The sequence below is a fragment of the Trebonia kvetii genome, assembly GCF_007827045.1.
GTDB lineage: Bacteria > Actinomycetota > Actinomycetes > Streptosporangiales > Streptosporangiaceae > Trebonia > Trebonia kvetii.
This window is the reverse complement of sequence record NZ_RPFW01000001.1, coordinates 1389566-1405051: the sequence shown is the minus strand read 5'-3', so window position 1 is coordinate 1405051 and position 15486 is coordinate 1389566. Positions and strand designations below refer to the sequence as shown.

Sequence of the window (15486 nt, the reverse complement as noted above, 5' to 3'; positions counted from 1 at the left end):
TGAGAGGAAATACAGAGTATTCGGAACGGGTTCGGCCTGCTCCCGCCGCCCACGGTGCCTCCGTCTCGGCCTCGTCGCGCATGACCGGCCACCTGCGGCGTTTCAGCTTTTCAATTGTTAACGTGCGCAGACTGCATACGTAAATGTCGGAAGTGTGTTGACATGAGTCAGTGTTAGCGCTCACAATGGTGGCACTCGGGGTGACCTGGCGGTGCCCCGGGGCCCGGGCTGCAGCCCTGGGCGTCCGGCCTTGGCGGCCGGGCGCCGGACGGGAGGGATCGGCATGGAACCGTCATCTTCGGTCGCGCGGCGCCCGCCCGCGCCCGGCGGGGCGGACTGTGCCGCGAGCCGGATCGCGCTGGTGACGGCGCACGCCAACCGGGTTCTGAAGATCACCCATCCGTACGTCAGCGATTCCGGGCGCTGGGAGGCGACCTGGACGGGCGGCGGTTCGGCCGTCGCAGACACCGAGTACGAGCTACTCGAAGACATCGCCGCGCGCCTCGGGCGCCCGTGACCGGGCGCCGGCCATCCCCTCTTCGGCCCGGCGCCCCTCGCCCGGCGTGATACCGGGCACAATGGGCCTGTGCAATCTGCGATCGAGGCACGCGCGCTCGGGCAGCAGGCCAGGTCGGGAGCTGTCACGCAGCAAGACGTCTCGCTGACCGTCGGAGCCGGGGAACTTGTCGCGATCATCGGCGCGAGCGGCTCAGGCAAGACCACGCTGCTCGACACGATGTGCGGCCTGCGGCCGCCCGTCTCCGGTGCGGTGAGCCTGGCTTCACGGAGCATCGGCTACGTCCCGCAGGACGACATCATCCACCTCGCCCTGCCGCTCGCCCGCACGCTCCGCTACGCCGCCGCGCTCCGCGGCGTGCCGGCCGGATCGGTCGACGCCGTGCTGGAGACGCTGGAACTGACCGGCCGCTCGCTGATCCCGGCACCCGTGTAGTCGAGGTAGACATGGCCGCCCTCGTCGAGGTAGCCGTATTCCGTCGCGCGGAGCTCGTCGAGCCTGGATGTCTCCTCGTATCCCGGATATGCGACGCGAATATCGTTCATCACGCGCCCCCTGCTTTCCCAACTCCAGGCGTTTGGCCAGCCAAAACGCCGTTACATCGATGCGGCCCCTTGCACTGGTTACTGAACCATCCGGTGATTGAGCGCCGGTTGAGCACGGCCGTGCGCGATCGCGGCCGGCCGTCATCGCAGGCGCGTCCACGCGACGGCTCATTGACTACTGGTAAGCAGTCGCCTGGATACGGTAGAGCTCGGCGTACCGGCCGTTCCTTGCCATCAGCTCGTCGTGGCTACCGTACTCGGCCACCCGGGCACCGTCCATGACCACGATAAGGTCGGCCATCCGGACCGTGCTGAACCGGTGCGACACCAGGACCGTCACACTCCCGCTCTGCCTGGCTAGGTGCGCCCGCTCCGCGTACCGCTCGAACAGCTGGTGCTCGGTCTCCGCGTCCAGTGCCGCCGTGGGCTCGTCGAGCGTGACGAGCAGCGGCTCGTCCCGCATGAACCCGCGGGCGAGTGCGATCTTCTGCCACTGGCCGAAGGACACGTCCACCCCGCCGTCCCAGGTCGGCCCGAGCTGCGTGGCAAGGCCCGATGGCAGGGCGCGGATCAGATCGGCGGCCCCTGCCCGCTCGACCGCGGCGGCCAGCGCCGGCTCGGCGTCGAGCCGCGGCAGGTCACCGACGCCTACCGCCTGCCCGGCGCGGAACTCGAACCTGAAGAAGTCCTGGAACGCCCCGGCCAGCCGTTCCCGCCACCGCGCGGTGTCGATCTCGGCCAGGTCGGCGCCGTCGACGAGGATCCGGCCGGATGCGGGGGAGTAGAGCTTGGCGAGCAGCTTGACCAGCGTGGACTTCCCCGCGCCGTTCTCGCCGACGACCGCGACGACCGATCCGGCCGGCAGGAACAGGTCGACATCGTCCAGGGCGGGGCGGCTCGCGCCCGGGTAGCGGAACGTCACGTGCTCGAGCCTGATGCCGTCGGTGATGCGCTCGGGCGCGGGCAGGTTCGCGTGCTGCGCAACCCCGGCGGCGTAGTGCTCGAGCCAGGCAAGCCGCTGCGCCCCGTCCATCCAGGTGCCGCGCAGGAAGCCGATCTCGCCCACCGTGGCGCCAAGGTAGGACGACAGCCTGGCGCCCGCGGTCAGCACCAGGATGGCGCCCGAGGCCGAGGCATGGGGCCCGGCGGCGACAAGCGCGATCGCGCCGGTGTAGCCGAGCGCGAAGATCGCCCAGCCGCCGGCGTACCAGGCGGCGGAGCGGTTCCTCTCCTTGGCTACCGGGCGGTACCAGGTCTCCCACGCGGCCCGGCGCCGGCCGGCCAGCGCCGGGCCGATGCCGAGCACCCGCAGTTCCTTGCCGGCGGCCGCCGTGGTGGACAGCGTGTACAGGTGCGTCGCGAGCCGGGTGGACTGCGCACCGCGTTCCTGTGCGGTGCGCTCCACGGCGGGCCGCCATGAGGTGGCGGCCACGGTCGGCACCGCGAACAGCACCAGGGTCACCAGGACCGGGTTGACGGCGCCGAGCAGCGCTACCGTGATGCCAAGCCGCACCAGCCACCCGGCGGTAGAGAACACCGACATGTACATGTGGTCGAGGGTGTAGGTTTCCTCGCGCAGCACCGCCAGCCGGTCCAGGTACTCGGGCCGCTCCTGGTGCGCGACGGTGGCGATCGTCGCCTGGAGCCGCGCCACGTGGGACTCAAGTGCGATGGTGACCTTGTCCCTGAAGCGCCGCTGCAGGCGGGTGGAGATGGTCTGCAGCAGCCAGGTCGCCACCGTCGAGACGGCGAGCGCGATGATGGCGAACCACAGCAGCGCCGCGTCCTGCCTGAGCAGCCCCTCGCCGAGCAGCTTGAACCAGACGGCGAGCAGCGCGTCAGGTACCGCCGCGAGCAGCGCGAGCACGAAGGAAACGCCCATCAGCGACGGTTCGTAGCTGAAGCCGAGCCGGCACAGCCGCCACATCGAGCGGAGCGCGGGCGGCAGCTTCCCGATGTCATCGCTCGCCGTCGTGTCAGGAGATGGCACCTCAGGAGAGGACATCGAGGGCCACCTCATCCTCGCCCTCTTCTGCCGCTCCAGCGGCGAACCGCTCCGCCTGCAGGGTGAACATGCGCCAGTAGCGGCCGCGCAGCGCCATCAGCTCGTCGTGGCTGCCGAGCTCGACGACAGCGCCGCCGTCGACCACCGCGATCCTGTCCACGTGCCTGACGGTGTTGAACCGGTGCGAGACCAGGATCGTCGTGCAGGACCTGGTAGCCGCGAGCAGCCGCTCGAATATCTCCATCTCGCCGCGCACGTCGAGCTGTGCCGTCGGCTCGTCGAGCAGCACGAGCCCGGCGCCGAGGCGTACCGCGGCGAGCGCCCGGGCCAGTGCGACCCGCTGCCACTGCCCGCCGGAGAGGTCGGTGCCGCCTGGGTAGCCCTTCGACAGCACGGTGTCCAGGCCGGTCAGGCGGTCCGCCCCGGCCTCGGCCAGCGCCGCGGCGACGATGCCGTCGAGTTCCCCCATGCCGGGCTGCCGCGGGGTTTCCCGGGGGGCGACGTTCTCTCGCAGGCTCAACTCGAACCGCACGAAGTCCTGGAACACGGCGGTGACCCGGCCGCGCCACGCGGCAAGGTCGAGATCGCGCAGGTCGGTGCCGTCGATCTCGATCGTGCCCGACTGCGGGTCGTACAGCCGGCAAAGCAGCTTGGCCAGGGTGGTCTTGCCCGCGCCGTTCTGGCCGACGATGGCGAGCGAGCTGCCTGCGGGGATGTCCAGGCTGAGCCCGCGCAGCACCGGGCGGTCCGGGCTCGCCGGGTATGCGAAGGTCACGTCGCGGAACCTGATCTCTCGCCGCGGCAGGCCATCCGCGGGGCGGCCGCCCGAGGTCACGGCGTCGGCCTCGCGCATAGCGGCCGTCACCCTGAGCACCGCCGCGGCCGAGGCGGAGGTGCCGTCAAGCGCCCAGTTGAGGCCGCCGAACGCGATCATCGACGAGCCGGCCACCGCCGTGGCGTAGGCGATCAGGGCGCCGAGTGCCAGCCGGTGATCGAGGGCGGCGCGGCCGAGCGCCCACAGCACGACCGCGTTGGCCGCGAGGACCAGGGCGAGGCTCAGCAGGACGGAGCGCTCGCGCATCCGCGTCGCCTCGTACTGGAGCTGGTGCAGCCGCCGTCTACTGGCGAGGAACCGCGCGAGCACCCAGTCGGGCAGCCCGAAAATCCGCAGTTCCTTGGCCGCGGGCGGGTCCACGGCCAGCCGGTAGGCGTAGTCGGCGTCCCGCTGCGCCAGCCGGACCTCCGGGGTGTTGCGGTCCCGCCAGACCGAGCTCTCGCGCAGCAGCCAGTGCGTGCCGAGCCAGCCGCCGGCCAGCACCGGCGGTGCCCACCAGGCGAAGCCGAACAGCACGCACGCCTGGGCGAGCCCCGCGACGAACTCGACGAGGCCGGCGGCGATGAAGTCCATCGAGATCGACAGCGGCGGCCCGGTCATTCCCCTGTCGAAGTCCCGCGCCACCTGGAGGTCCGTGGCCAGGGCGGGGTCCTCCAGGTGACCGATGCCCGACGGGGCAGCGCACGCCGCGGTCAGCAGGTCATACAGCCAGGCCGCCGCCCGGTCACCGAGGTTGCCCGACACCGAGGTGTGCAGCGGGCCGAGCACCTGCATGCCGATGAACACCACCGCGACCGCGAGCAGCGGCGCCGCGACGCCGGAACCACGCTCGACCGCGGCGACAAGAACGCCAGTGGCGACCGCGAAGCAGGCGGGCAGCAGGCCGCGCGCGACGAGCAGTCCCCACCAGGTCGCCGCCAACCGCCGGTCGGCGTGCCACAGCGCCGCGGCGAGCCGCAGCTCCTGCCGTTCCCGCACCCGTACGAGCACGGAGGGCCGGGTGTCCGTGTTGCCTGTCATGGGCTTCATACTTGCAGAACCGGCCGGCCCTGCCCAGCCTCAATCAGCACAGAAGTTCGATAAAAAGCCGCGAGCTTCCCCGGCGGCTGGCATCATTATCGACTGGTCTCCGGCCAGGCGGCTATTAGCTGGCGCGGTCGCGGATGTGCGCGGGCAGCGGGATCTCGCCGCGCTGCTCCGGGTCGGGGACCGGCTCGCCGAATGTCACGGAGACCGGCAGCACGCCCGCCCAGACGTCGAGTTCCAGGTCCTCCCGGTCGTCCTTGGGCATCCCGGTGCGGATCTTCACCGAGGCCTCGGTGAGCGGCAGCGACATCACGGCCGTGGCCGCCATCTCCTTCGTGGTCGGCTGCCGGGCGGCCGCCCAGCGGCCGGGAATGAGGTGGTCGGTGATTACCCGCAGCGCCTGCCACCGTTCGTCCTCGTCCGTGACGACGGACGCGGTGCCGAAGATGACGGCGCTGCGGTAGTTGACCGAGTGGCTGAACACCGACCTGGCCGCGACAAGCCCGTCCAGGTGCGTGACGGTCACGCAGACCCGCTGACCGTCCGCGGCCCAGAACGCACCGTTCGCCGACGACCCGTGCAGGTACAGCGTGTCGCCGTCGCGTCCGTAGGCGGTGGGCAGCACCACGGGATCGCCGTCGGCGACCACGCCGAGGTGGCACACGAGGCCGGCGTCGAGTACCTGGTAGAGGGCGGTGCGGTCGGTCTCGCCGCGCTCGCGGTGCCTGCGCAGGGTGGTGCGGGGCGTGCTGGACAGCGGGGTGGTCTCAGTGCTCATGATCCCGTAGCCTATGCGGCAAGTGGACTGGCACAAATAGCCAATCATGGAGAAGTTTCGATGACCACTTTGCCATCCGATCTGCCCGTCATGGTGAACCGCGCGGACGGAGAGCCGCTGGCGGTCCAGATATCCGCCCAGCTCCAGGCCGCCGTCACCGGCGGCGCGCTGCACGCGGGCGACCGGCTGCCGTCGAGCCGCGACCTGGCGGCGACCCTCGGCGTCAGCAGGACCGTGGTAACGAACGCGTACGCGCGGCTGTTCGCCGAGGGGTGGCTCGAGGGACGCCACGGCTCGGGCACCTACGTGGCCGACGTGCAGCCGGCCGCCATGCAGTCAGCCGACGGGCGCGACTCCGACACCCGGACATCGTCAATATCAGTCGTGCCGGCGAAGCCAGCGGCCCCTGCCGCAGCGCGGCGGCCCGATACGATGGCGCCTTTCGCCATCGGGCCGCCGCGCGAGGACCTCGGGGGGGACGGGGGGTCGTCCCCCCGGGAGGTAACCGATCTTCAGCCGGGCATTTCCTGGCACGACGGGATAGACCCCGCCGCCTGGCGGCGGGCCTGGCGAGAGGCGGGCGCGCACCTTCCGTCCCGCATGCCCGACCCTTACGGGCTGCCGGAACTGCGCGCAGAGATCGCGGCATATCTGCGCAGGTCCCGCGGGCTCGCCGTCACACCCGCCCACGTCCTCGTCACTCAGGGCACCTCGAGCGGGCTCGCGCTGCTCGCCGACTCGGTGCTCCGCCCTGGCGACAAGGCCGGCATCGAGGAACCCGGTTATCCCACCGGGCGCGAGGTGCTGCGCCGGGCCGGGGCGCAGGTCGTGCCCTGCCGGGTCGACGCGCACGGCATCGTTCCCGAGGAACTCCCCGGCGAACTACGGCTGCTCTACACCACGCCCGCGCACCAATACCCGCTCGGCGGACGCCTGCCGGTGAACCGTCGTCAGGCACTGATCGCGTGGGCCAGGGAGTCCGCCGCGCTCGTTGTCGAAGACGACTACGACAGCGAGTTCCGCTACGACGTCGGGTCGCTGCCTGCGATGCACAGCATGGACCCGGACGTGATCGTCTACCTCGGCACCGCCTCCAAGGTCCTGGCGACCGCCTTCGGCGCGGGTTGGCTCGTCGCGCCGCCCGCGCTGGTTGATCAACTCGCCGCGCTCCGTCCACGGCTCGGCGTGCGTATCCCCGAGCCGGTGCAGTACGCCATCCTCGCGCTGCTCCGCTCGGGCGACCTGGAACGCCACGTGCGCAAGATGCGCCTGGAGTACGCCCGCCGCCGGGCCGCGCTCGTCGACGGACTCAACCGCGGCACGCAGGGCAGGCAGGTTCCGTTCCGGCTGCTCGGCGACACGGCCGGGATGCACGTGGTGCTCGAGCTCTCCGGCGATTACCCGGCCGCCCGCCTGGTCGAGGCGGCAGCGGAGCGCGGCGTCCTGATCTACCCGCTCGACCGCTACTACGCGGGAAAGCCGACGATGAACGGCCTCATTCTCGGCTACGGCACCGCCACCCTCCCGCAAATCCGCCGCGCCGCGGGCGAGCTCGCCCGCCTCCTCACCCGCCTCTCCTTAGCCCCGCATTGGCGCATGGCTGTGGCAGCGATACGCCTATGGGGGATGCGCCAGATCCCCCAGCCGCAGGCTGGCAATCCGTGCGCTTTCACACCTCAAGCTCCGCCGGCTCGCGATTGACGCCATAGTAGATCCCTAACCTGGGCTCCAGTGGCTACCCGGTGCCGCTACCGGCGAGCCGCAGCTGCCCGGAGCACGAGAACGAGGAGCCTGCCCGGCATGCGTCCCGGAGCTAATACCCCCCTCCACCACAGACGTGCCTTCTGGGCGCTGATCGCCGCCTGCCTCGCGCTCACCGTCGTCGTGCCGTGGTCAGTTGCCCGCGTGGTCCGCCTAGTGCACGGGCCGTCCGTGCTAGTGCCCGGTGACGGATTCAGCGCGGTGGCCGTCACCTCGGACGGGCGGACACTCTATGCCGCGAACGGGGGACCCGTCGGAAGCAACGGCCATACGGTGACGCCGGTAGACATCGCCACCGGCAAGGCGGGCAAGCCCTTCGCTGTCGGGACCGATCCGCAGGGTCTGGCGGTGACGCCTGACGGCCGGATGCTCTGCGCGCTGCTTTCGGACGGAAGGATCACGCTGGTCAATCTCCCGACCGGCACCCCTGTGGCGTCGATTCACGTCACGAGCGGCGCGTACAGCATGGCGGTGTCCCCGGACAGCACGTCACTGTTCATCGGTACCGACAACAACGAGGTAGTGGCCGTTGACATCGCCACCGGGCGGCGGAAACTCCTGATCCCTCTCCCCACGCCCGGCAGCGGGGTCGTGACTCCCAACGCGATGACCGTGACGCCGGACGGCAGAACGCTGTACGTGGCCGAAAACGACGACGCGGTAATTCCCGTCAATCTCGCCACCGGCAATCAAGGAACCCCGATCACCGTCGGGAACTCTGACCTGACCATGACTTCAGCGCTCGCCGTCACGCCGGACGGCAAAACCCTGTACGCCGCCGTCAACGGCGACTACGACTTTGGTTCAGGACCCAACAACCTGGTAGCCATCAGCACCGCGACCGGCACCGTGTCCAAGACCATCGCCTACGGGCAGGGGCCGATCGCGCTCGCGGTCACGCCGGACGGGCGCACCCTGTGCGTCCTGAACGGCAACTACGGCGACTTCGTGACCGATGAATCCACGGTCACCCCCATCAGCACAGCCGACGGCAGGCCAGGCAAGCAGATCCGCACCGGAGGCCTTTTCGGCCGTGCCGGCGCATTCGGCTTCGCGATCACGCCTGACAACCGCACCGTCTACGTGGCGCAGGGGGATGTCGTAGCCATCGGACTACCCCGCTGACCTAGGCTCGCTCATGATCACTCGGGGCGCGCAGCCCCCGGACACCGCCAGCGCACCGCGCGCTGTGCCGTCCGGGCCGTGTGCTGTTGTGCGCAAGAGGGAGCGGGGTGATCGGATCGCAACGTGGGTGTGTAGAGCTGGGGCATTATTGACAGGTCTGGTCAGCGGCGGCTGGCACATTGCAGCCCTCGCGGGCAAGCGGGCGTCGAGCGGCGAGGAGCGTGAGGTGGGATGCGGGCGGGTCCCTGGGTCTGGCTGAGGGCGGCCTGCGACGCGTTCGTCGCGGTAGCCGCCGTGCTGATGATCGTGGCTCCGCGCTGGGTGTGGTTCCAAGCGACGCTTACGTATACGGGTGATGGTCAGTCGGGCTGGGTGCCGGCGCCACCTAGCGGGCGGGCCACTGGGGTGTATGCGCACCCGTCGCTGTGGGTCGTGGTGGGGCTCGCGGCCGTCGAGATTGCCCTGCTCGTGGCACGCTATTGCCCGGGCGGGCGACTGCGGGTGCCCGGCGACAGCACGCTCCTGGCAGTCGGATCTGGCTTGGTGTTTCTCCTGATGGTGGTTGATTACCTGGCCGTTCCGAGCCCGTGGGCTGACGCTTTCACGCCCTTTGGTCCCCCGGACTGGGGAGTGAAGGACTACCTCGACGGGGCCGTCTTTGTCATGACGCGGACTCATGGGGCAACCATCGCTCTTAAGGTCGCCCTTGCCTCGCTGGCCGGCGCCGTGGCCTCGCTTGTCGTCACCAAGCTGGGAGCTGCGAGACCTGACGCGGGACCGGTGCTTCTGCCCCGTCCCTGGTGACAGTTGCCAAGGGTCGCGCGGCGAGACGGGGTGCGGGAACCGGGAAACCTGTTCTTCGGGCTGGCTCCACGGACGGGGAAGGCGGGACATCCTGTCCGGTTCCCTCATGCCTTGATCGAGCTGGTCGGCGTCGACATCATGACTGGCGTGACTATCCGGCCAGTCAGCCCCGATCCCGCGGGTCAATTAGGGTGGGCCGGGGTGGCGCGAGAGACGGGCACGGTGAGCAGTGACGACTGAGGAAGACTCGAGGGGTACCGGGATCGTCCGGTTCCTGGCGGGCGACGGCGAACCGCGCATCGGGATGCTGGCGGGCGATGTCATCACCGGAATAGCCGTGGACTCGCTGGCGGATCTGCTCGGCCTGCCGCTCGCCGAGATCCGCGCGATCTGCCAGGCCCCAGCGCGCGAGACGGTCCCAGCCGGCGAGGTCAGGCTGCTCGCCCCGGTTGATGGCCGCACGGAGGTGTGGGCGGCGGGCGTGACGTACGAGCGTTCACGCATCGCGCGGATGACGGAGAGCGAGGAGTCCGCCGACGTCTACGACCGCGTGTACGCCGCGGAACGGCCCGAGCTGTTCTTCAAGTCCGCCGCGTGGCGGGTGAGCGGTCCCGGCGCCCCGGTGTCCGTGCGCGCGGATTCCACTATCGACGTCCCCGAGCCGGAGCTCGCCGTGGTACTCAACGCGAGCAGGGAGATCGTCGGGTACACCATCTGCAACGACATGAGCTCGCGGTCCATCGAGGGGCAGAACCCGCTCTACCTGCCGCAGGCCAAGATCTACCTGGGCGGCTGCGCGCTCGGCCCGTCGGTCAGGCCGGCCTGGGAGGTACCCGACCCGTACGCGCTGACCATCGAGCTGACGATCAGCAGGGACGGCGCGGTCGCCTGGGCAGGCAGCGCGAGCACCTCGGCCCTGCACAGAAAGATCGGCGAGCTGGCCGGCTACCTGTTCTGCGAGGACGAGTTCCCGGCGGGCGCGGTCCTGTCCACCGGGACCAGCCTGGTCCCTGATCTGCCGTTCACCCTCCAGGCGGGCGACGAGATACGCATCGCGATTCCCGGCATCGGCGAGCTCGCCAACCCGGTGGTTCGCGGCAAGGCCGCCGTCGCCGCCGCACTCGGCCTTCCCGCCCGCGAAATCTAAGTCACCATCCCGAACGGTTACGTGGCTTCGCCCGTCACCCCCGCCTACAGCTCGATCCGGGAGCCCATGATGACCGTGCTCTCCCTGGGGAGCTGGAAGTACTCGGCGGCGTCGGCCGTCAGCCGTGCCGTGGCGATGAACAGCCGCTTGCGCCACGGGCTCATCCCTGGCGTGCTGCCCTTGCGAATCTCGATGGTGGACAGGAAGTAGGACACGTTGCCGCTGTCCAGCTTCCCCTCGGGCGCGGCCGCGCGGATGAGCGGCATCAGCGACGGGACGACCGGCGCGTCCATGTAACCGAAGCGCGCGGTGACGTGGTAGATCCGGTCTTCCTTGTAGCCGAGGTCGTCGATCTCCAGCCGGTTGCCATCCGTCACGTGCGGCACCGGCAGCGTCTCGATGGCCAGGATCAGCACGTGGTTATGCAGCACATGGTTGTGCTCCACGTTGGCCCGCATGGCGAGCGGCGTGGTGGCCTTGCCCCGGTTGAGGAAGATCGCGGTGCCGGGCACGCGGGGGAGGGGAGGCGTTGCGTCGTGCAGCCCGTCGATGAACTCGCGCAGCGATCCCTCGTCGAGCGAGCGTCGGCGGCTGACGAGCTCCCGGCCCTTCTGCCAGGTGGTGAGCACGATGAAAACCACGATGCCGATGGCGAGCGGCAGCCAGGCGCCGTGCGGCAGCTTAGTGAGGTTGGCGGCGAAGAACAGCAGGTCGAAGGCGATCAGCACGGCGGCGCCCGGCAGGACGAGCCACAGCGGCTTCTTCCACTGGCTGCGGACGATGTAGAAGTAGAGCAGCGTGGTGATGGTGATCGTGCCGGTGACCGCCACGCCGTACGCGTAGGCGAGTGCGGTCGACGTGCGGAACGTGAAGACAAGCGCGAGCACCGCGACGCACAGCGCCCAGTTGATCCACGGTACGTAGATCTGCCCGACCCGCTCCTCTGACGTGTGCGCGATGCGCAGCCGCGGCAGGTACCCGATCTGGGCGGCCTGTTGCGTCACCGAGAACGCCCCGGTGATGACCGCCTGCGAGGCGATGACGGTCGCGGCGGCGGCCAGGATCACCATCGGAATCCGCGCCCATCCTGGCACGAGCAGGAAGAAGGGGTTGGCGATCGCCTTGGTGGGATCGGAAAGGACAAGCGCGCCCTGCCCCATGTAGTTGAGCACGCAGGCCGGGAAGACCGCGAACAGCCAGGCCCGGGTGATCGGGCCGCGGCCGAAGTGCCCCATGTCGGCGTAGAGCGCCTCGGCGCCGGTCACCGCGAGCACCACGGCCGCCATCGAGAAGAACGCCGTGCTGAAGTGCCCGAACAGGAACGAGAGCGCATACGTCGGAGACAGTGCCCGCAGGATGTCAGGGTTGCTGGCGACACCTTTGATGCCCCAGGCGGCGATGGTCACGAACCAGAGCAGCATCACGGGCCCGAACAGCCGCCCGACCGCGTGGGTGCCGAACCGCTGGATCACGAACAGGCCGATCAGGATGGCCGCGGTGATCGGCAGCACGATGTCGCCCACGGACGGCGCCGCGACCTGCACGCCCTCGATCGCCGAAAGAACCGAGATTGCCGGGGTGATCATGCTGTCGCCGAAGAACAGCGACGCGCCGAACACGCCGAGCCCGGCGAGGATCAGCGCCGTCCGCCGCCCGCTGGGCGCGCCCCGCCGACGGATCAGGGTGATCAGTGCCATGATGCCGCCCTCGCCGTCGTTGTCGGCGCGCATCACCAGGAGCACGTAGGTGACCATGACGATCAGCATGATCGCCCAGAAGATCAGCGAGACGACGCCGTACACGTTCTGCGTCGACACCTGGACGCGGTGCGGGTCGGCCGGGCTGAAGACGGTCTGCACGGTATAGAGCGGGCTGGTGCCGATGTCGCCGAACACGACGCCGAGCGCACCCAGCTCAAGCGCTCCCCGCGCCATCCCCTGTCGCAACACGCCTCCCAGGCCGGTGATCCCGACAATCACACCACGGCAAACCCTAGCGTCGCCTATCTGGAGCATTGTCTGCCGGGACCACGTGTAACCAGCTTGGAAGCGCGCGGGCTTGCCGGTCCGCCGGACCTGAGGTAAGTTACCCGCCAGTCATATCTCCGTGCACTGGAGGCGGCGATGCATGACGTGCTGAACCCGTGGGCCAATCCGGTGACCTACGCGGTCCCGTTCTTCATCCTGTTCATCGGCATCGAGCTCGCCGTGCTGAAGTGGCTCGACCACGACGACACCGTCACCGGCTACCAGGCCAGGGACGCCTCCGCGTCGATCATGATGGGCTTCTTCTCCCTGTTCACGACGCTGGCGCTGAAGGCGGCCGCCTTCTTTGTGTACATCGCGCTCTACCTCTACGTGGCGCCGTGGCACCTGGCGATGCACACCTGGTGGTCGTGGGCGCTGGTCATCGTCGGCGTGGACTTCGCCTATTACTGGCAGCACCGCTTCGTGCACCGCGTTCGCGTCGGCTGGGCCGCGCACCAGGCGCACCATTCCTCGCGGTACATGAACTTCGCAACCGCCCTGCGGCAGAAGTGGAACCCGTGGTTCGACTTCTTCTTCTGGCTGCCGCTGCCGCTGCTCGGTGTGGCGCCCTGGGCGATCTACGCTGCCTACGGCATCAACCTGGTCTACCAGTTCTTCGTGCACACCGAGACGATCCGCAAGCTGCCCCGCCCGGTCGAGTTCGTGTTCAACACGCCGTCTCACCACCGGGTGCACCACGGTTCCGACCCGATCTACCTGGACCGCAACTACGCGGGCATCCTCATCGTCTGGGACCGGATGTTCGGCACCTTCCAGCCTGAGCTGTTCCGGCCGAACTACGGCCTGACCCACCCGGTGGACACTTACAACCTGCTCACCCTCGAGTACGGCCACTACGCGGACCTGTGGCGTGACGTCAGGCACGCCGCCTCGTGGCGGGACCGGCTCGGCTACCTGTTCATGCCGCCGGACTGGCAGCCCGCGGCGGCGCGCGTCGCCGAGGCGGCTCAAGCCTGACACGACACGGCCAGCCTGACAGCGAGACGGCCAAGCCCGGCAAACAGCCCCCTGGCGCGAGGAGCGGAAATCGGTATGGTTCGCACATGACGAACGTGAGCGGAGCCGGCGCGGTGGTGACCGGCGGTGGCGGCGGCATCGGACGGGCCATGGCGCGCAGGCTGGCGGCCGACGGCGCCCGGGTAGTGGTGAACGACCTCGACCCGGCCGCGGCCCAGGCGGTCGCCGCCGAGATCGGCGGCCTGGCGGTTCCCGGTGATACCGGCACCGAGGCCGGCATCGCGGGGCTCATCGCGGCCGCGGAAGACTTCCTCGGGCAGGTCGACATCTACTGCTCCAACGCGGGCACGGCGGCCGGGGCCGGCCTGGACACGCCGGAAGACCAGTGGCAGCGCGCCTGGGAGGTCAACACTCTCGCGCACGTCCGCGCCGCACGGCTACTGCTGCCCGGCTGGCTTGACCGCGGCCAGGGCACGTTCGTGGTCACCGCGTCGGCGGCCGGCCTGCTGACGATGCTCGGCGGCGCGCCGTACTCGGCGACCAAGCACGCGGCGGTCGGGCTCGCCGAATGGCTCGCGGCGACGTACCAGCACCGGGGCCTTACCGTGCACTGCGTCTGCCCGCAGGGAGTTCGCACCAGCATGCTCGCCGGTTCCGGGCGCGCGGGTGACATAGTGCTCGGCGACAGCGCGATCGAGCCCGAGCAGGTGGCCGACGCGCTCGCGAAGGCGATGGCCGAGGGCAGGTTCCTCGTCCTGCCGCACCCCGAAGTGCACGACTACTACGTCTACCGGGCGACCGACACCGACCGCTGGCTGCGCGGCATGTCCCGGCTGCAGCAGCGGATCGAAGACCAGGCACCGGAGGGGGCCCAGTGAAGGCCTGGCAGCTCGGCAGCTATGGCGAGGCTGAAGAGGTCCTCGAGTTCGTCGACCGTCCGCGCCCGGTGCCCGGCCCCGACGAGCTCCTGGTGCGGGTGCTCGCCGCGTCGGCCAACTTCCCCGACGTGCTGATGATCCGCGGCAGCTACCAGGTCAAGCCGCCGCTGCCGTTCGTCCCCGGTGTCGAGCTATGCGGCGAGGTCGTCGAGGCCGGCCCTGGCGTGACCGAATTCGCCCCGGGTGACCGGGTGCTCGGCGGCACGGCGCTGCCGGACGGGGCATTCGCCGAATACGCGCTGATGCACGCGACGCGGGCGGTGCCGGTGCCGGAAGCGCTCGACGACGCGCAGGCGGCGCCGTTCCACGTCACCTACCAGACGGGGTGGTTCGGGCTGCACCGCCGAGCCCGTCTCGCGGCCGGCGAGACCCTGCTGGTGCACGCCGCGGCGGGCGGCGTGGGCAGCGGCGCGATCCAGCTCGGCAAGGCCGCCGGCGCAACGGTCATCGGCGTGGCCGGCGGCGCGGAGAAGGCGGCGATCGCCAGGGAACTCGGCGCCGACGTGGTGATCGACCGCTACGCCGAGGACTTCGTCGGCGTCGTCAAGGAGGTCACCGGTGGCAGGGGCGCCGACGTCGTCTACGATCCGGTCGGCGGCGAGGCGTTCCGCAAATCCACCAAGTGCATCGCGTTCGAGGGCCGCATCGTGGTCGTCGGCTTCGCGAGCGGCGAGATCCCGTCGGCCGCGCTCAACCACGCGCTTGTCAAGAACTACTCGATCCTCGGCCTGCACTGGGGCCTGTACGAGCGGCTCGCCCCGGGCGCGATCCGCGAGTGCCACACGGAGCTGACCAGGCTCGCCAATGCCGGTCTCATCAAGACGCTGGTCACCGAGCGGCTCCCGCTCACCGAGGTGCCCGATGGCCTGCGCCGCCTCGGAGCGGGTACGACCACGGGACGGATCGTCTTCCAGCCCTGACCTCCGTCCCCGAACGGTTGCGTGGTTCCCGCATCACGATGAGATTTCACGGCGGGCGCGGTCTTCCCTGCTGACGGGGC

Annotated in this window: 13 protein-coding genes; 9 read left to right on the top strand and 4 right to left on the bottom strand. The window is 69.9% G+C overall.

What is annotated here, in order from left to right; all coding sequences use genetic code 11:
- Positions 1-283: 283 nt before the first annotated feature.
- Positions 284-517, top strand: a complete 234-nt coding sequence (locus EAS64_RS06425; RefSeq protein WP_145851717.1) for a hypothetical protein — start codon at positions 284-286, stop codon at positions 515-517.
- 69 nt (positions 518-586) lie between these two features.
- On the top strand, positions 587-952 hold the full coding sequence (locus EAS64_RS06420; protein ID WP_222849042.1) for an ATP-binding cassette domain-containing protein: 366 nt from the start codon (positions 587-589) through the stop codon (positions 950-952).
- Positions 953-1237: 285 nt separating this feature from the next.
- Here EAS64_RS06420 and EAS64_RS06415 read toward each other — a convergent pair whose 3' ends face one another.
- The 3 genes from EAS64_RS06415 to EAS64_RS06405 form a co-directional block, all read right to left on the bottom strand.
- Entirely contained in the window at positions 1238-3067 is a 1830-nt protein-coding gene (locus EAS64_RS06415) for an ABC transporter ATP-binding protein (RefSeq protein ID WP_145851716.1), read from the bottom strand.
- Positions 3054-4922, bottom strand: a complete 1869-nt coding sequence (locus tag EAS64_RS06410) for an ABC transporter ATP-binding protein (RefSeq protein WP_145851715.1) — start codon at positions 4920-4922, stop codon at positions 3054-3056. Before EAS64_RS06410 ends, EAS64_RS06415 begins: the two co-directional genes overlap by 14 nt.
- A 124-nt stretch (positions 4923-5046) precedes the next feature.
- Positions 5047-5706, bottom strand: coding sequence for a pyridoxamine 5'-phosphate oxidase family protein (locus EAS64_RS06405; RefSeq protein ID WP_145851714.1), 660 nt, complete (start codon positions 5704-5706; stop codon positions 5047-5049).
- A 60-nt stretch (positions 5707-5766) separates the two neighbouring features.
- Between EAS64_RS06405 and pdxR the strand changes: the two genes are divergently transcribed.
- The 4 genes from pdxR to EAS64_RS06385 all read left to right on the top strand — a co-directional run bounded on the left by pdxR (position 5767) and on the right by EAS64_RS06385 (position 10543).
- Positions 5767-7407 (top strand): MocR-like pyridoxine biosynthesis transcription factor PdxR, encoded by a 1641-nt coding sequence (pdxR, locus tag EAS64_RS06400; protein WP_145851713.1) that lies wholly within the window; start codon positions 5767-5769, stop codon positions 7405-7407.
- A 99-nt stretch (positions 7408-7506) separates the two neighbouring features.
- On the top strand, positions 7507-8592 hold the full coding sequence (locus EAS64_RS06395; protein WP_145851712.1) for an outer membrane protein assembly factor BamB family protein: 1086 nt from the start codon (positions 7507-7509) through the stop codon (positions 8590-8592).
- A gap of 294 nt (positions 8593-8886) precedes the next feature.
- The gene (locus EAS64_RS06390; RefSeq protein ID WP_145851711.1) at positions 8887-9396 is read left to right on the top strand and encodes a hypothetical protein; all 510 of its coding nucleotides are present in this window, start codon (positions 8887-8889) and stop codon (positions 9394-9396) included.
- Positions 9397-9625: 229 nt separating this feature from the next.
- A complete protein-coding gene (locus EAS64_RS06385; protein WP_246115543.1) occupies positions 9626-10543 on the top strand; it encodes a fumarylacetoacetate hydrolase family protein in 918 nt (305 codons plus the stop codon).
- A 44-nt stretch (positions 10544-10587) separates the two neighbouring features.
- Here EAS64_RS06385 and EAS64_RS06380 read toward each other — a convergent pair whose 3' ends face one another.
- Positions 10588-12489 (bottom strand): potassium transporter Kup, encoded by a 1902-nt coding sequence (locus EAS64_RS06380; protein ID WP_222849041.1) that lies wholly within the window; start codon positions 12487-12489, stop codon positions 10588-10590.
- 177 nt (positions 12490-12666) lie between these two features.
- Between EAS64_RS06380 and EAS64_RS06375 the strand changes: the two genes are divergently transcribed.
- From EAS64_RS06375 to EAS64_RS06365, 3 genes are all read left to right on the top strand, one after another.
- Entirely contained in the window at positions 12667-13548 is an 882-nt protein-coding gene (locus tag EAS64_RS06375) for a sterol desaturase family protein (RefSeq protein WP_187365719.1), read from the top strand.
- Between the two features lie 86 nt (positions 13549-13634).
- A complete protein-coding gene (locus EAS64_RS06370) occupies positions 13635-14426 on the top strand; it encodes an SDR family oxidoreductase (RefSeq protein WP_145851708.1) in 792 nt (263 codons plus the stop codon).
- The gene (locus tag EAS64_RS06365) at positions 14423-15406 is read left to right on the top strand and encodes an NADPH:quinone oxidoreductase family protein (protein ID WP_145851707.1); all 984 of its coding nucleotides are present in this window, start codon (positions 14423-14425) and stop codon (positions 15404-15406) included. Before EAS64_RS06370 ends, EAS64_RS06365 begins: the two co-directional genes overlap by 4 nt.
- Positions 15407-15486: the final 80 nt, after the last annotated feature.